Raw genomic sequence first — 17,387 nt, 5'->3', positions numbered from 1 at the left:
TGGCGCGACAAGGAGCGGCTGGAGACGAAAGGCCGCGCACCCAGGACGCGGCGGTGACGACCCGGACCCCGGGCGCGGTCCCGTCGGCCGACGGCGAAATCGCATCCGAAACCCGCGGATCGTCCAGGCCGCCTACGCCGCGAAGAGCGCGTCGCCCGGCGGCTCAAGCACGTAGAGCGACGCGCCGAGCTCGACACGGTGGGCGACTCGTCTGACGCACGGAACTAGAGACTCCGAGATGCTAGCCAATTTCGCGACGCAGCGCGGCTGCCTCGTGATGCGTCCCCTGCGTTGCCTAGGGACGTATCCGTTTCAAATTCCGCGGTCCGGTACCATAAAACCTATTCGCTTCAGAAGGATCGGTCGGCGCGCGAGGCGCAGGAAGAACAAACGCCGTCGACGATGGAATAGTCCAGCGTCGCGGTCTTCTCCTTGTGTTGTCCTAGGGCCGAATCCTGGATACCAAGCTCCCAAGATGCGATAGGCTAGGCCCCGGCGCTTAGCTCTTTGCGGGCGAGGCTCGCCGCACCGGCATCGCGACGCCGGCCTACTGATTCCGCCATCCTCTTCAAGATCGCGCCCCGGCGCGACGAGGTAACGACCATGACCGAGATGAACCGCACCATCCGAGGCACACCTAGATTCCTACTCCTCCCATTTCTCTTCATCATCGCTGCGTCCGGTTGTGGCGAGTCCTCTTCGTCCGGCGCGACCGGTGAGAGCGATAATACCGGAGGGACCAGTTCGACAACCGGAGGCGCCACGACAGGCAGCACGAGCGCGGGGACCGGAGGCGCCGGGACAGGCAGCACGACCGCTGGAACTGGAGGTGGCGGCACGGGAGGGACCGGATCGGATAGCAGCGGGACAGGCACCGGAGGCGCGCCGAGCTCAAGTCCGACGTTTCACATCTTCATGCTCATGGGCCAGTCGAATATGGCTGGCGTCGCAGACAAACAGGACAGCGACCAAAATTCTGACGAGCGGCTCAAGGTCCTCGGCGGATGCAATCAGCCGGCCGGACAGTGGAACTTGGCCAATCCGCCGCTCAGTGATTGCCCTGGTGAAAAAGGATGGAACCTGTCGACCGCCGTCGACCCGGGCATATGGTTCGGCAAGACCCTGCTCGGAAAGCTGCCTGAGGGGGATACGATCGGGTTGGTCGCTACTGCTGAGAGCGGTGAATCGATCAACACGTTCATCACTGGTGGCTCACATCACCAGATGATCTTGAACAAGATCGCCACAGCGAAGACGGCTGAGAATGCGCGCTTCGCGGGCATCATCTTCCACCAGGGCGAATCCGACAGCGGTCAGAGCTCATGGCCCGGCAAGGTCGTTCAGCTCTATAATGAGGTGAAAGAAGCCTGGGGGGTCGACTACGACGTTCCCTTCATTCTTGGAGAGCTCCCCGCGGGCGGATGTTGCAGCGGCCATAACAACCTCGTGCACCAAGCGGCCGACATGTTGCCTGAGGGGTACTGGATCACTCAGCAGGGGACCAACGTCATGGATCAGTACCACTTCGATCATGCGTCCGTTGTCCTCATGGGCACGCGTTATGGTGAGAAGATGATCGAAGCCTTGGGGTGGTAATAAGGCGGCTCGCGGCGGGGGTCCGCGCACCGAGGCCGCTCGAGTTCCCTGGATTCGAGCGGCCTTTGGTGATGTCGGCCGTGGAGATCGCAGGACGAGAATTCCTCACTGGCTAGTTCCCCGCGCTCGCCTCTTTCAGCGCCGGCGGCAGCGGCGGCAGCCCGGGGCGGGGCCGATACCCGGGTCGCCGGTACGACATGATCGGTATCGCCTCGTTCTTGTAAGGCGTGCGCTCCCCCGGCGGCGGGCACTGGTCCTTCACCCAGTAGACGTCGAACGCGACGATCTCGTCCTCCGGGCGGCCGGTGCGCACATGGTACTTGAGCAGGTAGTCCTGGAGCCCTGGCCGGCGGAAGGGCTTGTTGCGGTCGAGGCGGATCCGGTTGAAATAGTCCTGCTGGATCTGCCCTAGCCCGAGCCCGCGCGCGTCCGTGAGATCCAGATCGGGTGGGAGGCCGGTGAACGGGTCGACGTGCCGACCGTCGACGGTGATCGCGTCCACGCTGAGAGACCCGTCCTCGGCGATCGGGTTCGGCGCGAACATCCCCCATCCCTGGAGCAGGCGCGGATACACGATCGTCGCCTGCATGAACTTCGGCTGGGGGTGCTTCAGGATGGCGGGCACGCTCTTGTTCTCGTTGAGCGCCTGGCTCACGGCGCAGATCCCGAGGTAGGCGATGAGGGCCTCCCTGGCGATCGCCCTGCCGCGGGCGACCTTCTCCGAGAGCGGTGACGGGACGCCCGCGGCCGCCGCCGGCCGCGGCCGCGGCCGCGGCGCGCGCGTCAGCCCGAAGAACCGCGCGATGCCGTCGCGCCGCCGCGCGGCGAGGCCGAGCAGCGCGCCGGGCGCGCCGAGGGTCAGCGCCCAGACGAGCGGCCACGCGAAGCGGCCCCCGGGGAGCGCCCGCACGATCTCGCGCACGGCGGCGGCGCCCTCGAACATACGCCCTTCCGGCGCGTCGCCCGCCTCGCGCACCACGAGCAGCGGCGGCCGGGGCGCCCCGCCCTCGCCCGCCTCGCGCGCCCCCGCCTCGCGCGCCCCGCCCTCGCCCGCCTCGGGGGCCGCGGGCCGCGCCTCCTCGAACCGGAGCAGCTCGAGCAGGTCGAGCCGCACGAGGAAGCGCATCAAGGCGAACGCGAGCGGCGAGCTGCCGTCGTAGACGACGACCCGTGGCGCCGCGCGGCGGCGGTACCAGCGCTCGAGCGCGTCCCAGTGCTCCGGCGTGGGCAGCAGGAACGACCAGCCGATCATGAACCACGAGAACGGGCCGAGGCGCATCATCACGCCGAACGAGCCGTGCAGCGCCCACATGCCGCCCATGGCGAGCGCGCGCGTGACGCGGCGGCCGTAGGGCGAGAGGATCCACGTCACGAGCAGCGCCTCGACCACGAGCACGGCCCAGGTGAGCCCGCGCATCGCCCAGAAGGGGATGTGCTCCCGCAGGAGGACCGCGATGCCCGTGACCATGCGGTCGAGGTGCAGCACGTAATGCACCGTCTCGCCGCGACGCCAGACCAGGCCCGATTTGTTGACGACGTTGAAGTAGTAGATGGTCCCGAGGTTCAGGATCGCGAGCAGCACGATCCCGGAGACGTACGGGCGCTCGGCCCACGCGGGGCGGCTGCGATCCGCAAGGCCGGCGGCCGTCCGCTCCTGCCGCTCCCGGTACGAGCGGATCAGCGCGTCGACGGAGAAGCGCCTGCCGGTCGGCATGAACATGGCCCAGCAGGTGATGAGGTTCACGACGACGTAACCGCCGTTCTCGATCATGAGGAGGCGGTTGTCGCGGCTCGTCACGAGGAGGAAGGACAGGATCGAGAACAGCCGCGTACGCCAGCCGATGAAGAAGCAGAGAAAGCAGAACAGCGAGAGCGCGAACGCGACGTGGACCTCCGCCGTCGACGAGAACGCGTGATAGATGCTGAAGTTGTATCCGCTGCTCGGGTGGAAAAGGTGATAGTGGTTGGTGAGCACCCCGTCGTTGCTGTACGCCCAGCTCGCCTCCGCCCAGTGGCGCACGCAGTCGGCCGCGAGGAGGAATCCGAGCACGAGCCTGAACAGGCCGAGCGTGCGGACATCGATGGTGCAGTAATACTCCTTGATCCAGCGCCCCAGGCGCCGGAGCCGGCTCGCGGCCGGCCGCGCGGCTCCTGCCGGCGGGGCTCCTGCCGGCGGGGCTCCTGCCGGCGCGGCTCCCGTCGCCGGCGCGCCTCCTGCCGCAGACGCCGCTCCCGCCGCAGCCGCGCCTCCCGCCGCAGGCGCGTCTCCGGCCGCAGGCGCGTCTCCGGCCGCAGGCGCGGCTCCCGCCGCCGGCGCGCCCGGCTCCGCGGCGCTCGGGTCGTCGTCAGGCCCACGCATTCGAGCGCCTCAGTTCGGTTGGATCGGTTTCTTGAGGACGGACGGCGGCAAGCCCGGACGCCGCTCCAGGCTGGGCTTCGCGATGCCCCCTCGCGCGTGCGAGAAGAGCTTCCCCCGCTCGATCTCGGCCTCGCCCGGCGCGGGCGCCCCGGGCGGGGGGATCGGCGCCTCGACCCAGTAGGCGTCGAAGCCCTGGAGCGAGCTCTCGCGCCCGCCGTCTTCCGAGAGCGGCCCGCCCTTCGCCATGTAGTCGCGGAAGGCGCGCTGGAAGTCGACCCACTCCTGCTTCCGGATCCGGTCGAGGTAATCGGACCAGAGCTGGCCGAGACGCGGCGCCGGCTGCGCCGCGGGGTCCAGCCGCGGCGCCTCGCCCGTCAGCGGATCGATCGGCTGCGACGCGCGCGTCTGGCCGTCGATCACGATCGTCCCGTTGCTCCGCGGCGGCTCGGGCGCCATCAGATCCCACCGCGCCAGCATGCGCGGCCACGACGCCACGGCGGCCAGCAGCTCCCCCTGCGGGATCGCCGCCGCGCCGGGCAGCGGGTTCTCCTTCGCCGTCTGCGCCAGCATCGCCGCCAGCACGACGACCACCGACGCCTCCCGCAGCGCCCCCAGGGCGCGGCGCGCCGCCCGCAGCGCGGGCGCGGGCCCGGCCTCCGCCTCCGCCTCGTCGACGTCGTCCTCGCCGAACAGCGGGATCCCGCACGCCTGCTTGCCGAGCAGCATGCTGATGTGGTGCCGCCGGGTCGCGACCACCTCGTAGATCGCGTCGAGCAGGTGGGAGATGCCGGGCAGCTTGAGCGGCAAGGCGAGCCAGCCGAACGGCAGCGCCATCAGGGCCTCGGTGACGGCCTTGCCGCGCAGGAACACGCGCCCCTTGCGGTCGATCGCCAGCACCGTCCGCTCGACGAGCTCGGCCGACACCTCCTTCGGCATCGGGACGCGCTCGGTCGCGCCGGTCTGGTTCCGGACGTAGAGCTCGTCGAGCGCGCCGTTGCCCTGGAAGGCCAGGTGGCCGCGCAGGTCGAGCCGCTTGAGCAGGCGCGAGATCGTGAGGCAGAGGCCGCAGTCGGCGTCGTAGACGAGCGTGCGGGCCCGCCGCTCGTTCCAGGAGCGCTCGTACACGTCCCAGAGCTCCCCGGGCACCACGAGCGGCGCCGCCGCGGCGAGCGCCCAGCCGAACAGCCCGAAGTCGAAGAAGACCCCGAGCAGGACGCCGTGCAGCACCATCAGCGCGGCGGCGATCCCGCGCGTCCACCGGAAGAGCGCGGGGACGACGAGCAGCACCGGGATCGCGAGCTCCATGCCCCGCACGCCGAACGTGAGCCCGCGCAGCGTGCCGAGCGGCAGGGCGTCGCCCAGCCACGCGCCCGTCTCGCTCGCCCACCGGTCGACGTGCAGGGCGTAGTAGAACGCCGTCCCGTCGCGCCACGCCTCGCCGCGCTGCTGGAGCGCCGTGCACAGGTAGATCAGCGCGATCTGCAGCAGCACGCCGAGCGCCGCCAGCGACGTCGGCGACCACCCGGGCAGGCGATCGGCCCAGATCTCCGCCTCCGGGGTCCGCGACCGGTCGTTCAGCTCGGTGTCGCGCTTCTCGTCCCGGAGCGCCATCGAGGCGCGCAGGCTGTCGACCGACAGGCGGCTGCCGCAGGGCAGGAACGCGGTGAACGCGAGGATCGCGATCGCCGCGTAGTTGCCGGCGTTCTCGAGCAGGATGTTCCTCGCCGTCAGGCTCACGAGCACCACCAGCGAGAGGACGTGGAAGACGCGCGTCCGGTAGCCGATGACGAAGAGGACGTAGACGACGAGCGCGAGCGCGAAGGCGAAGTGGGCCTCGCCCACCGTCGAGAAGGCGTGGAAGACGCTGAAGACCTCCTGTTTGCCGCGGAGGTTGAAGAGGTGGTTGTGGTTCGGAAGGACGCCCTCGTTCGAGTAGAAGTCCCGCAGCCACCGCCACCGCCCGAAGAGGTCGGCGATAAGGACAAGGCCGAACGTGATGCGAAACAGCCCGAGCGAGCGGGCGTCGATCCGCAAGAAATGATCGCGAAGTGATTTCACGGAGAGTCCTCGACCCGGAACCCGTAATCGGACGCGTGCTCGAGCGCGGGGACGCTCGGCTTGCGCAGGAGCAGGGAGCGCACTGTCCAGAGATCGTTGAAGACGCGGTAGCGGAGCGCGGTCTGGTCGAGGTAGTCGACGCCGGCGGAGCCGCCCGTGCCGGTGCGCCGGCCGATCACCCGCTCGACCATGCGCGCGTGGCGCTGCCGCCAGATGAGCATCGCCTGCTCCATCTCCAGGATGCGGTCGAGCACCTCGCGCGGCCACGCGAGCCGGGGCAGCTCGCGGTAGCTCTCGATGAACACGATCGCCGCGCGGATCGCCCGGCGCTTCTCGCGCGCGGCCTCGTCGGCCTGCGGGTCGTCCTCGGCGAGCAGGAACGCCGCGGCGTTGGCGCTCTCCGCCTCGTAACGCGCGCGGAGCCGCTCGACGTCGGCCGGCGTGAGCGCCTTGTCGATCGCGATCTGGACCCGGCGCTCGTTCTCCTCGCGCATCCCCCGGATGTAGCGCTGCAGGAAGCCGAGGACCGCGCCCGGGTCGCTCGCGCCGTCGATCGGCGTGCGCGAGAGCCACTCGTCGAGGTAGTGCTTGAGGCTCGGCCCGCTCGCGAGGCGCGTCTCCAGCCGCCGCGTCGCGGTCGACGGCGAGCCGTCCGCGGTCTTCAGCGCCTCCCGGTAGCTCCCCTCGCGGCCGAGCGGGATCCGGAGCGCGTCGTCGAGGCCCATCAGGACCTCGATCTCGCGCAGCTGCGCCGACTGGAAGCCGCTCGCCGGGATGAGGCGATCGCGAAAATCCAGGTAATCTCGGGTAGTTAGGGTCTCCATCACCCGGAAGTGGTGGATGGCCTGCTCGAAGATGGTGACGACCCGCCGGAACGAGCGCGCGGCCTCGGCGAGCTTCTGATCGGGGACGGGGTTCTGGCGGAAGAGCTCGCGCGCCGAGGTGAGCTCGCGGAGGATGAGCTTGAACCAGAGCTCGTAGATCTGGTGGACGACGATGAAGAGGGCCTCGTCGTTGCCGACCTTCTGCTCGTCGTCGTCGAAGCCTCCCTGGAGGGCGAGCAGCTCCTCGACGTGGATGTAATCCCAGTAATTCATGGCGGTCACGATCGCGCGATCTGCGCCCGGGAGCTCGCGCGGCGCGCCCGCGGACGATCGCCGCGCGCGGGGGTCGCGAGCGGCGCCGGGAGTCTACTTCCCGCCCCCCGGAAAACGGAAGCGCGCCGGCGCTGGTCGCAAGGGTCCGGCGCTCGCGCGCCGCCCCGCGCGCGCTCACGGCGAGCTCGCGGCGCCGGCCGGCGGCTCGGTCGGCGTACGTCGCACGCCGTCGGGGCCCATGTCGACCGGGGGCGCGTAGCTCTTGAGCTCGGCCTTCTCGTAGCTCGCGCCGCTCGTCGCCTCGATGGCCACCACGCCGACGTCCGGGCAGAACGTGGTGAGGTAACGCGCCGGCCGGTCGCCGAGGCGCTCTTCCACGGCCTGCACGCACCCGTCGAAACGGCCTGCGGGCACCTCGACCGAGGCGCCGACGGCTTCGATCCGGGCGCGGCCGCCGTGCTCGCCGGTCCACGTGGTGCCGGGCGCGAGCGGCTCCTTGAGCACGAAGACGCCGGTGTCGCTGCGGATCACGCCCTCGGGGGTGAACTCGAACCGCTTCACCCCGGAAGGGAACCTGAGCTCCCCGCGGCGCGCGTCCGCGCGGTGCACGCGCGCGACGAGCATCCCCTCGCCGCCGCCGTCGCTCAGGGTCGCGTAGTGATAGATGTGCCCGTCGACGAGCGGGAAGTAGCGCTCGGCCGGCGTGCCCGAGGAGAGCCCCTGCTGCCCCTCGGGCGGCGCGTTCCACGCGGTCGGCCGCGCCGCGCCGGCGGGGGCGCCGCCGCAGCCGAGCAGCGCGAGCGCGAGCGCGGCGACGCGCCGTGGCGCGAGCGCAGCGAGGCGCCGCGCGGGCGGGTGGGCCGGGGGTTTGTCGATCGGGCGGCCAGGGGGGCTGTCGATCGGGCGGCCAGGGGGGCTGTCGATCGGGCGGCCAGGGGGGCTGTCGATCTCCGCGATCATCGCGCTGCCTCCTCGGTCGTCACGGGGTCGCGTGGCCGTGCGACCAGTACCAGAGCGCGAGGAACACGAGCAGCGCCATGGCCGCGAGGAGCAGCTTGACCGCGAGCGGATCGGGCTCGATCCGGCGCAGCAGCTCCCGCGCGGCCCGCCGGAGCTCGGCCTGCTCGGCCTCCTTGGCGAGCCGCCCCGCGTCTGCCCGGACGAGCGCGTAGTCGCCGCGCTCGAACGCCTGGAGGAGGCGCTCGAGCTCGGGGTCGCGCGGGAGCTCCGGCGCGCCGTCGCCCGGGCCCGCGTCCGCGCCGCGCCGCTTCGCGCGCTTCTTCGTCCGCCGCCGCGGCTCGGCTCCGGCGGCCTCGCCCTGCGCGGCGCCCGTCTCCGCGTCGCCCGGCTCGGGGCGCGCGGCGGTCTCGCCCGGCTCGGGGCGCGCGGCGGTCTCGCCCGGCTCGGGGCGCGCGGCGGTCTCGCCCGGCTCCCTGTCGGTCACGTGCAGCTCTCGGTGATGATGAAGGCCATGGCCGGATCCCGCGGAGGACTCTCGAGGCGCCGGCAGGCTACCTCAGGCCCGGGCACACAGCCCCAAAAAAGGCCGGGAAACTGCGGTCGGCCGGGCTCCCCACCTCGCCGGGGGCCGCGCCGCTCCTCCGCCGCGGCGCCGCGGCCTACCGGCCCCGCTCCCGGTCGACCGCGGCCGGATCGGGGCGGTCTCGCCACGGCACCATCGTCTCGCCCTCGCCGTGGACCACGCAGCGCAGCCCCTCGCAGGCGGCCCGGTAGTACGCCTTACGGCCGCAGCCGATCGCCTTGAACTGCCCGCCGAGCTGCTCCTCCACGCGGACGTCCTTGTCGGGGCAGTCGAGGTCGGAGGTGGCGCGCGCGCGGACCATCGGCGTCGCGTTCGACGGCACGTTGCCTACGGAGCACGCCGGCAGGAGCGCGCCGGCGGCGAGGGCGGCGAGGGCGGCGAGGGGGGCGAGGACGAGGCGAGGCGGGCGCACCGCGTGAGCCTACCTCAGAACTGGAAGTACACGAACGGCACGGCCGCCGCGCTCGCCGCCTCGTGCAGGCCGACCGCGACGAGGAACAGCAGCGCGCCCTGCAGCGGCGCCGGCGCGGCGATGAAGGCGCCGCGGGCGCGCTCGTAGAGGCGCTCGGGCACGTAATGCGAGAGCAGCGCGGCCCCGAGCAGCGCGACGAGCACGGGCGGCAGGTTCGGGTGGAAGGTCGTCAGCGTGCCGATCTGCCGGAGGACGAGCGCGGCCTGCGAGAAGGTCGGCGCGCGGAAGAAGACCCACGCGAAGCAGACGTAGTGGAACGTCAGCAGCACGCAGGCGGCGCGGACGAAGAGCCCGCCGGCGGTCGGGCGCGCCGCCGCGGCCTTGCGCTCGCCGCCGCGGGCGCGCTGGAAGGCGCGCGTCACCGCCAGGCCGAGGCCGTGGAGGAAGCCCCAGAAGACGAAGTTCCACGACGCCCCGTGCCAGAGGCCGCCGAGCAGCATCGTGATCATCAGGTTGCGGTACGTCGCGAGCTCGGAGCCGCGGTTGCCGCCGAGCGGGATGTACAGGTAGTCCCGCAGCCACGTCGAGAGCGAGATGTGCCAGCGACGCCAGAAGTCGGCGAGGTTCTTGGCCTTGTACGGCGCGTCGAAGTTCTTCGGGAACCGCACCCCGAGCAGGAGCGCCGAGCCGATCGCGATGTCGGTGTAGCCCGAGAAATCGCAGTAGATCTGCGCGGCGTAGCCGTAGACACCCGCGAGCACCTCGAGGGCCGAGAAGTTCTCGGGGCGCTCGAAGACGCGGTCGACGAGGTTCAGCGCGAGCTGATCCGACAGGACGACCTTCTTCAGAAGGCCGACCGCGATCAGGAACAGCCCCTCGCCGCCCTCCTCGCGGGTGAGGCTCGGCGCGCGCTCGAACTGCGGGAGCAGGTCGCGCGGGCGGACGATGGGGCCGGCGACGAGGTGCGGGAAGAAGGCGACGAAGAGCAGGTAACGGAGGTAGCTCCGGTGCGGCGGGAGCTCGCGCCGGTAGACGTCGATGACGTAGCTCATCGACTCGAACGTGAAGAACGAGATGCCGACCGGCGGCAGCAGCACCCGGAGCGCGTGGTCGGCGCTCACCGGCGCGCCCGTGATCAGCGCGCGGAGCGCCGCGACGTTCTCGACGGCGAAGTTCCAGTACTTGAAGAACCCCAGGAACCCGAGGTTCAGCGCCACGGTGGCGATGAGCATCACCTTCCGCGCCCGGGGCCGCTCCTCGCGGGCGATCGCGCGCGCGAGCAGGAAATCGACCGTGGACGACGCGAAGATGAGCGGCAGGTAACGCCAGTCCCAGGCCGCGTAGAACCCGTAGCTCATCAGGAGCAGGAACACGATCCGCGGCCAGACGCCGAAGACCCGCGCGAGCGCCCACGATCCGATGAAGGCGGCGGCGAAGAACTGAGCGTAGGAGAGGGTGTTGAAGAGCACGGCCGGTCGAAGCCCGGGTCGGGCAGGCTGCTGCGGCGAGCGCGCGCCGCGCAGGCGAGGAGCGCGCCCAGGGGGGGTCCGGGTGGGTCCGGGGTCGAGGTCGGCGTCGTCCCGGCGCGGGGCGCCGTTCGACATGGCGCCGCGCCGGGCGCCGGGCGCCGGTGACGGCGGCCACGGCGCGGCGCCATGTTGAACGGCGCCCGGCGTCGTGCCAAGGATGATCTGATGCTGGGTCGCCTGATCCTCGGGATTGTGAAGGGGCTCATCGTGGGGGGCTTGGTGGGGTTCGGGCTGGCGAAGCTCGGCTTCGCCGCTCCCGTCGCGATCGTCGCCTACCTGGCCGCGGCGCTCGCCGGCGTCCTCGTCGGGCTCATCGCCGGCAAGCCGATCTGGGCCAAGGACGCGAAGATCGAGGCCGGCATGAAGGCCTTCGTCGGCGCGCTGCTCGGCGCCGGGCTGATGTTCGCCGCGCGCAAGTGGCTGACCATGCCCGTGCCGGTGCCGCTCGGCGAGCTCGGGGGCGCGAACCCGTCGCTCGGCGAGGCCGCGGGCACCGCCGGGACGTTCGGCGGCCTCGCGATCACGTCGCTCGCCGCGATCGCCGCCCTGATCGGCGGCTTCTACGAGGCCGACAACGATCCCTCGGAGGGCGCCGCGCCGGGCCCGAAGCAGGCGCTCCCGGCGAAGGACAAGGGCAACAAGCGCATCGCCGCCTCCGCGGCGCTCGACGACCTCGACGACGACTTCGAGGCCGAGCCCGACAAGAAACGCGCGAAGAAGTAGGCCGTGCCGATCGCGCGGGCGCTCCTCTACGCGGCCTCGCTGGGCGCGATCGCGCTGGTCGCCCGGTCGCTGCTCGTCGCGCCGGTGCCGCTCGCCGTCGCCGGCGCGGCGATCGTCGGGTACGTGGCGCTCCTCCTGTGCGGGGTCTTCTTCCTCGGCCTCGGGATGTTCGTGGACGTGGTGAAGCGCGGGCCGCCCGGCGCCCGGGGCGTCGCGCTGACGTTCGACGACGGCCCCAGCCCGGAGCACACGCCGCGGGTCCTCGACCTGCTCGACGAGGCGGGCGTGAAGGCGACGTTCTTCGTGATCGGCCGCAAGGCCGAGGCGCACCCCGAGCTCGTCCGCGAGATCGCCGCGCGCGGCCACGCGATCGGGCTGCACAGCCACGCGCACGACCGGCTGTTCTCGCTGCGCTCGTCCCGGTACGTCGCGCGCGACCTCGCGCGCGGGGCCGACGTGCTGGAGCGGCTCACCGGCGCGCGGCCCGCCCTGTTCAGGCCGCCGATCGGCCACACGACCCCGCGCATCGCGCGTGTGGTCGAGGCGCTCGACCTTGACGTAATCGGCTGGTCGGCGCGGGGGTTCGACGGCCTGCCGGGGGCGCAGCCCGAGGCGGTCGCGGCGCGGGTGATCCCGGGGCTGCGCGACGGGGCGATCGTGCTGCTCCACGACGCGGCCGAGCGCGACGACCACACGCCGGCGGGGGTCCTGGCGCTGCCGCGTATCCTCGCGGCGATGAGCGAGCGCAACCTGGCCGGGGTCCGCGTCGACGCGTGGCTCGACGAGGGCGCGCGGGACCACGTCGCGGCCTAGACCATTTCGCGCCGGTGGCGCTACGCTCCGGTCGATGGTTGCGCCGGTGAACCTGACGCTCTTTGCCCACATCGCGGCGAGGCCGGAGGACGAGCTGGACCTCGCCGAGGCGGCCCTGCTCATCGGCGACGCCGCGTACCCGGGCCTCGACGTCCCCCGTTACCTGAGGTTGCTCGATCAGCTCGGCGGGGAGGCGCGCCGGGCGGTCGAGCGGCCGCTGCGAGCGCCGGAGGCGACGCCGGGCAGCGGCCCCGTCGAGCAGCTCCTGCGCTGGTTCTACGGCGAGCTCGGCTTCCACGGGAACGCGTCGGACTATTACGACCCGAAGAACAGCTACCTGCACGAGGTGCTGGATCGCCGGACGGGCATCCCGATCACGCTCGCGGTGGTGCTGCTCGAGGTGTGCTGGCGCATCGGCGTGGAGGCCCAGGGCGTCTCGTTCCCCGGCCACTTCCTGGTGAGGACGCCGGTGCGCGGCGGGGTGATGCTCATCGATCCGTTCGAGGGCCGCCTGCTCGGCCGCGAGGACCTGCGCGCGCTGCACGCCCGCGCCACCGGCACGCCGCGCGATCCCGACCCGCGGCTGCTCGTGCCGGCGCAGAAGCGGCAGATCCTCGTGCGCATGCTGAACAACCTGCGCTCGATCTACACGAGCCGCTCGGACGCGCCGCGGCTGCGCAGCGTGCTCGAGCGCATTCAGGTGCTCGCGCCGTCCGACGAGCTGCGGAAGGAGCTCGATCAGCTCGGCGGCGAGCGCCCGTGGCCGTCGGCGGGGCGCGGGGTGAACTGACGTGGGCTGACGGCGCGCCGGAATCTGGACGCACGGGCAGCGCGGCGGGGGCGCGGCGCCTCGACCTCTTTCCGTGATCGAGCATGCCCGTCGTTGTTCGGCGGCCGTCCAGCGGCCCCACCCTGCAAGGTCGCCCCGCTGTTCGAGCAGATGTCATCAACGCAAAGGCGCAAACCAGAATTTTCTTTTGTATTTTTGCGCCTTTGCGCCTTTGCGCCTTTGCGTTGAAATCTCTCTTCTCTCGCCGTGATCCCTGCCGAGACTTCTGACAGGCCGAACTAGGCGGACTGGTCGATCGTCCGCAGCGTCTCGCGGAGCGCCTGGGCCTCGGCCCCCTCGAGGATCACGGGCGTCGACAGGGGCGTGGGCACGTGTTCGCGATACTCCACGGGCTGGAAGGCGGCGAGTGCACCGGACGCGGTGTAGGCGACATCCAGGCGCACGGCGGAGGTGTCCGGCTCGCCCTCCGCGTCCAGGGCGAAGGGGAGCTTCGCGATGGCGGCGAAGTCCCGCCTCGCCAGGGCGGCGGTGAGCGCTTCGACAGGGCAGGTGAAGTAGCGGAAACCTTCCTCCACCTTCTCACGCGTAGGGGTGTAGACGAACTCGCTCAGGATCAGCCATTTGCGACGGGTGGTGAAGCGAGGGTCGGCGCGCAGGGTGTCGGATAGATCTTTGATCTCCATGGGTCCGTTCATACAGCAAGCGGGCTCAGGAATCTCCCCCTAGTCGCAGGGTCGGGGCACGCTCGGCTCGCGCTCACCGGCGGGAGACGCGCTCGGCTGCCAGCGCCGTCCTCGGCGGCGTCAGTCCACGGCGAGTTGAAGGGGATCGCGACATACTTTCCTACCGTGACGCACATGAGAATCGTCTGTCAGGTGAAATCACCGCCGAGGGCCGCGGGATCGATGGCGGGGTAGCCTTGAGGTTGGCCCTGTCCGTGCCGCACGCGGCGCCGCCTGGCGACCCTCGAAGGCGTCCGGCAGGCCCTCTGCGCTGGCGGTGGCTGCGCGTTGCCCGCAAAGGGGCCGACGCGACGTCGCACCACGAGACCGAGTCCGCGATCCCCGGGCCCGGAGAGTAGCTGTCGATCGCGCGCCGCAGTGCACGTCCTTGAAGACCGCCGCGCTCTGGCAGGGACCCAGCCGCGGCGATGTCCCGGGGCGATGCGGACAGGATGTTCCCCGCAGGCAACGACGGTGATCTCAGCGTGGATTTCGCGCCTATGAAGCCGGTCCGATGCGTTAGATAGCCGGCGGCGTAAACGGAACGCCTTGAAAGAAAGGCTCGGCGTGGCCGAGCCGCTCTTCGGGATGCAGGAGGGGGCGCTGCCGGACCCGAATCCACGCTACACGGCCGCTGCTACCTCCCTGCATGGAGATCTGGAGGGTGATCGAACACAAGGTCACGATATGACTCGACAGTGTCGGGCGCGACGAAGTGAAGTGGATGTTCGCGCGGGTCTGGAAACTTCTGCCCGATGCGGCAACCCGGCGACGAATTTTCCAACTTCGCCTCGCTTGACCCAAACGCGAATACTCGGGCATGCTCCAACCATGATGGTTCTCGTTCCGTCACGCTGGTCGCTGGGTCCCCTCGCCGCTTGCCTGACCGCCGCGGTCTTCACGGGCTGTGCCGGCTCCGGGGAGGGGAAGGACGAAGCCGGGAGCGGCGGATCGATCGCAGGATCGACCGGCGGGAGCGGAAGTGGTGATCAACCGGGCGCCGGGGGCGCGGGCGCTAGCCCCGGTACCGGAGGCGTGACGGGGAGTGGCGGCGGGAGCAGCAGCGGTGAGCCCCCTGGTGCGGGCGGAGCGACGGGTGGAGGTGGCTCCGCCGGTGACGGCGGGGGGTCCACGGGCGGCGCCACGACCACCTGCCCGCCAGCGACACCCCTGACCGGAGGCATGGAGTATTGCTCGAACAGCCGAGGCAATGCGGGCCACGGTTACGGTTATGAACTCTGGGCGGAAGGAAGCGGGTCGGGCTGCATGACCGTGCACGGCGTCGACGCCACGTTCAGCGCGGAATGGAACGGCGTCGAGGATTTCCTGGCGCGCGTCGGGCTCGACTTCAACCAAACCCGGAAGCACACCCAGATCGGCACCATCTCGGCGGAGTTCGCACATACCAAGACGGAGGAGGGCGGTGGCTTGACGTACATCGGCATCTACGGCTGGACCGTCAACCCGCTGCGCGAGTTCTACATCCTCGACGACTGGGGGAGCGAGAAGCCGGGAGGTTTTTCCTCCGACGGGACGCCGCGGGACGAGGTGGGCACGCTCACTGCCGATGGCGAGACCTACGACGTGTGGAAGAAAACCCGCGTGAACAAGCCGGCCATCACGGGTCCAAGCGAGACGTTCGATCAGTATTTCAGCATCCGGCGGAAGGCTCGCACGTGCGGCACCATCTCCGTTTCCGAGCACTTCACCCAGTGGGAAGCGTTCGGCCTTCCCCTGGGGAACCTGCACGAGATCAAGCTGTTGGTCGAGGCCCAGTCCAACAGCGGGACGGTCAAGTTCACGACGGCGAAGGTCGTCGTGGAATGAGCGAAGGCGTCTGCGGGTGACCGCCGCGCTGTGACGCGTGTACCGGAGGTGGAGGAGAACCGCTCCAGATCTCCCCAAGTCGATGTTGGTCGACGATCGCCGGCCCCCGGCCTCATCGTGCGGCGCCGCTCGCGCCTGCTTCTACCTCGCGAGCGCCGCCGCGCTCGCAGGGCCCTGCCGGGTCCCCCGCGCGAACGTGTACAGCAGGAAATAGCAGAACGCGAGCATCGCTGCGGTGAGCAGCGTGTACCTGTCGTCGTTCCAGGAGCTCCACCTCCAGATGCCTTGGCTGAGCGCCGCCATGCCGAGGAGGGCAACCTCGAGGTGCCGCCTCAATCGGGTGAGCGGGGCGCTCAAGATCATGAACACGTAGTAATAACAGGTGATCTGTGACAGCAGGATGACGAAGATCTGCGCCAGACACTCCGCCACCCAGAGCGAGCGTACCCGCCGAGCTACGTAGACGAAGATCGCGAAGCTCGCGGCGATGACGACGTAGGCGACGCTCCGGTGCTCCGCATAACGCTCGCTGCGCATTCGCTTCCACACCGCGAAGGGGTCGGCGAGCGCAGCGTCCTTCGTGTACTTCATCCTGCCGGACTCGACCCCTGTTCCGAACCTGTGGGCCACGAGGACCCGCAGGCCCATGTGGTTCGTCACCGGCGTCCGGTCGTGCACCTCGAGCGTGTGCTCGTAAAACTGCCGGTACGAGTCCTTGCCGGCGACCGCGAGGCTCACGGGGATCAGCACGGCCGCGGCCAGGACGCCGCCGAGGAGCACCTGCACGTGGGACGGCGCCATGCGCCTGTGCCGGAGGAGGTAGCCCCCTGCGACGGTGAGCCACCCGATCACGACGATGCCCGGGAAGATGCGGAGCAGGCCTGCGTAGACCATGCTCGCGCCGGCGAGCTTGAAGTACCTCCTGCGCACCAGGCAGGCCGAGAGGACGAGGAAGAAGAGCCAGTCGTTCCGGAGGAAGCCGCCGCCCGTCCAGAAGAACGGCGCCGGGGACTGACACCCCCAGAAGATCACCGCCACCGCGCAGACGCGCCACCCGAAGGCCCAGCAGAGGGCAGCGAACACCCCGAGCAGGTAGGCGATATCGAAGCTGGCGAGGAGCTGGAGGTAGCCTGTCGTGGCCGGATGAAGCTCGGCCAGGATGCGCCCCATGATCGTCCAGACCGGCGGCGGGTTGTAGCCGTGGTCCTTGGCCATGTCCTCCCAGTAGCCCTTCTCCGAGGCTGTCCGGAAGAACCGCACGTCCGCCTTGAAGGCCTCCCAGCGCTCAGGAGAGAAGCGCGCCTTGCAGATCTCGGGGTGCTCCAGGAACCCGCCCACGGGGATCAAGAGGTTGTCCACGCCGAGGTTCCGGATCTTCTTGTCCGGCTCGCGCACCTCCGCGCTCATGTCGAGCGTGATGGGCTGACCGGTGCGCTCGTCCGTATACGTGACGACCCCGAGCTCGTCTTGCGCAATGACCGTGCACTTGTAGAGGTCGTCGTAGGCCATCTCAGGGAAGTACTTGGCCCCGAGGTAGTAATGGTAGTGCTCCCAGCGGTGGTAGAAGGAGGGGTAGGCGAAGTGAAGGCCGTCGAAGTAGGCGACGACCGCCACGGCCGAGAACCCGAAGGCGGCGCGTCGCTTCCATCGCTCGGCGATCGGCCGTCCCTGCCGTGCGCGGCGCGCCTCGTAGAGGAGGGCCAGCGCGGCGGAGGCCGCGATCGCGCCCTTCGTGATATCGAGGGCGAGGGGGTAGTCGGCGGCGTACCGATGGATCAGGGAGAAGAGCGCCGCGGTGCCGGCGAGGACCGCGAGGCACCAGGCGATGAAATGACGGCGGCTCGGGGCGGCCCCGGCTGCTCTGGCACGTTGCTGGAGGGTGGTGTTCATCTGAGCTGCGGCGGCGTTGCGCGTCTGG

The 17,387-nt window shown here is 70.5% G+C and carries 14 protein-coding genes; 5 read left to right on the top strand and 9 right to left on the bottom strand.

Annotation, left to right across the window (positions count from 1 at the left end):
- The first annotated feature begins 603 nt into the window (after positions 1-603).
- The gene (locus WMF43_RS46875; RefSeq protein ID WP_437675300.1) at positions 604-1,596 is read left to right on the top strand and encodes a sialate O-acetylesterase; all 993 of its coding nucleotides are present in this window, start codon (positions 604-606) and stop codon (positions 1,594-1,596) included.
- Positions 1,597-1,708: 112 nt separating this feature from the next.
- Here the strand turns inward: WMF43_RS46875 and WMF43_RS46870 are convergent, their stop codons facing one another.
- The 7 genes from WMF43_RS46870 to WMF43_RS46840 form a co-directional block, all read right to left on the bottom strand.
- Positions 1,709-3,955 carry a hypothetical protein gene (locus WMF43_RS46870; RefSeq protein WP_437675298.1) on the bottom strand — a complete coding sequence of 749 codons (2,247 nt, stop codon included), beginning with the start codon at positions 3,953-3,955 and terminating at the stop codon, positions 1,709-1,711.
- A 9-nt stretch (positions 3,956-3,964) separates the two neighbouring features.
- Positions 3,965-6,013, bottom strand: a complete 2,049-nt coding sequence (locus WMF43_RS46865; RefSeq protein WP_437675296.1) for a DCC1-like thiol-disulfide oxidoreductase family protein — start codon at positions 6,011-6,013, stop codon at positions 3,965-3,967.
- Positions 6,010-7,110 carry a tryptophan 2,3-dioxygenase family protein gene (locus tag WMF43_RS46860; RefSeq protein ID WP_437684222.1) on the bottom strand — a complete coding sequence of 367 codons (1,101 nt, stop codon included), beginning with the start codon at positions 7,108-7,110 and terminating at the stop codon, positions 6,010-6,012. The genes WMF43_RS46865 and WMF43_RS46860 overlap by 4 nt, the downstream gene beginning before the upstream one ends.
- A 174-nt stretch (positions 7,111-7,284) precedes the next feature.
- Positions 7,285-8,070, bottom strand: a complete 786-nt coding sequence (locus WMF43_RS46855) for a hypothetical protein (protein WP_437675294.1) — start codon at positions 8,068-8,070, stop codon at positions 7,285-7,287.
- Between the two features lie 19 nt (positions 8,071-8,089).
- The gene (locus tag WMF43_RS46850) at positions 8,090-8,554 is read right to left on the bottom strand and encodes a hypothetical protein (protein ID WP_437675292.1); all 465 of its coding nucleotides are present in this window, start codon (positions 8,552-8,554) and stop codon (positions 8,090-8,092) included.
- Positions 8,555-8,729: 175 nt separating this feature from the next.
- Positions 8,730-9,065, bottom strand: coding sequence for a hypothetical protein (locus tag WMF43_RS46845; RefSeq protein ID WP_437675291.1), 336 nt, complete (start codon positions 9,063-9,065; stop codon positions 8,730-8,732).
- 14 nt (positions 9,066-9,079) lie between these two features.
- Positions 9,080-10,534, bottom strand: coding sequence for an MBOAT family O-acyltransferase (locus WMF43_RS46840; protein ID WP_437675289.1), 1,455 nt, complete (start codon positions 10,532-10,534; stop codon positions 9,080-9,082).
- A 225-nt stretch (positions 10,535-10,759) separates the two neighbouring features.
- Here WMF43_RS46840 and WMF43_RS46835 point away from each other — a divergent pair, with 225 nt between their 5' ends.
- The 3 genes from WMF43_RS46835 to WMF43_RS46825 are packed head-to-tail and all read left to right on the top strand — an operon-like array spanning position 10,760 to position 12,920.
- Positions 10,760-11,317, top strand: a complete 558-nt coding sequence (locus tag WMF43_RS46835; protein ID WP_437675287.1) for a hypothetical protein — start codon at positions 10,760-10,762, stop codon at positions 11,315-11,317.
- 3 nt (positions 11,318-11,320) lie between these two features.
- Positions 11,321-12,130 (top strand): polysaccharide deacetylase family protein, encoded by an 810-nt coding sequence (locus WMF43_RS46830; RefSeq protein ID WP_437675285.1) that lies wholly within the window; start codon positions 11,321-11,323, stop codon positions 12,128-12,130.
- A 34-nt stretch (positions 12,131-12,164) separates the two neighbouring features.
- On the top strand, positions 12,165-12,920 hold the full coding sequence (locus WMF43_RS46825; protein WP_437675283.1) for a SirB1 family protein: 756 nt from the start codon (positions 12,165-12,167) through the stop codon (positions 12,918-12,920).
- A gap of 278 nt (positions 12,921-13,198) precedes the next feature.
- On the opposite strand, the gene WMF43_RS46820 is transcribed toward WMF43_RS46825, so the two are convergent.
- A complete protein-coding gene (locus WMF43_RS46820) occupies positions 13,199-13,603 on the bottom strand; it encodes a hypothetical protein (RefSeq protein ID WP_437675281.1) in 405 nt (134 codons plus the stop codon).
- 627 nt (positions 13,604-14,230) lie between these two features.
- Between WMF43_RS46820 and WMF43_RS46815 the strand changes: the two genes are divergently transcribed.
- On the top strand, positions 14,231-15,469 hold the full coding sequence (locus tag WMF43_RS46815; protein WP_437684221.1) for a glycoside hydrolase family 11 protein: 1,239 nt from the start codon (positions 14,231-14,233) through the stop codon (positions 15,467-15,469).
- Positions 15,470-15,610: 141 nt separating this feature from the next.
- Here the strand turns inward: WMF43_RS46815 and WMF43_RS46810 are convergent, their stop codons facing one another.
- The gene (locus WMF43_RS46810; protein WP_437675279.1) at positions 15,611-17,359 is read right to left on the bottom strand and encodes a hypothetical protein; all 1,749 of its coding nucleotides are present in this window, start codon (positions 17,357-17,359) and stop codon (positions 15,611-15,613) included.
- Positions 17,360-17,387: the final 28 nt, after the last annotated feature.

It is taken from the genome of Sorangium sp. So ce131, from assembly GCF_051519095.1.
Classification (GTDB): domain Bacteria; phylum Myxococcota_A; class Polyangia; order Polyangiales; family Polyangiaceae; genus Sorangium.
The sequence above is the reverse complement of the archived record's forward strand: the minus strand, read 5'-3'. Positions and strand labels throughout refer to the sequence as shown.

Bases quoted from the DNA above. Each gene is read 5' to 3' on its own strand.
- WMF43_RS46810 (WP_437675279.1), bottom strand. From the start codon at position 17,359: ATGAACACCACCCTCCAGCAACGTGCCAGAGCAGCCGGGGCCGCCCCG.
- WMF43_RS46835 (WP_437675287.1), top strand. From the start codon at position 10,760: ATGCTGGGTCGCCTGATCCTCGGGATTGTGAAGGGGCTCATCGTGGGG.
- WMF43_RS46825 (WP_437675283.1), top strand. From the start codon at position 12,165: ATGGTTGCGCCGGTGAACCTGACGCTCTTTGCCCACATCGCGGCGAGG.
- WMF43_RS46855 (WP_437675294.1), bottom strand. From the start codon at position 8,070: ATGATCGCGGAGATCGACAGCCCCCCTGGCCGCCCGATCGACAGCCCC.
- WMF43_RS46860 (WP_437684222.1), bottom strand. From the start codon at position 7,110: ATGAATTACTGGGATTACATCCACGTCGAGGAGCTGCTCGCCCTCCAG.
- WMF43_RS46870 (WP_437675298.1), bottom strand. From the start codon at position 3,955: ATGCGTGGGCCTGACGACGACCCGAGCGCCGCGGAGCCGGGCGCGCCG.
- WMF43_RS46815 (WP_437684221.1), top strand. From the start codon at position 14,231: ATGCAGGAGGGGGCGCTGCCGGACCCGAATCCACGCTACACGGCCGCT.
- WMF43_RS46875 (WP_437675300.1), top strand. From the start codon at position 604: ATGACCGAGATGAACCGCACCATCCGAGGCACACCTAGATTCCTACTC.
- WMF43_RS46820 (WP_437675281.1), bottom strand. From the start codon at position 13,603: ATGGAGATCAAAGATCTATCCGACACCCTGCGCGCCGACCCTCGCTTC.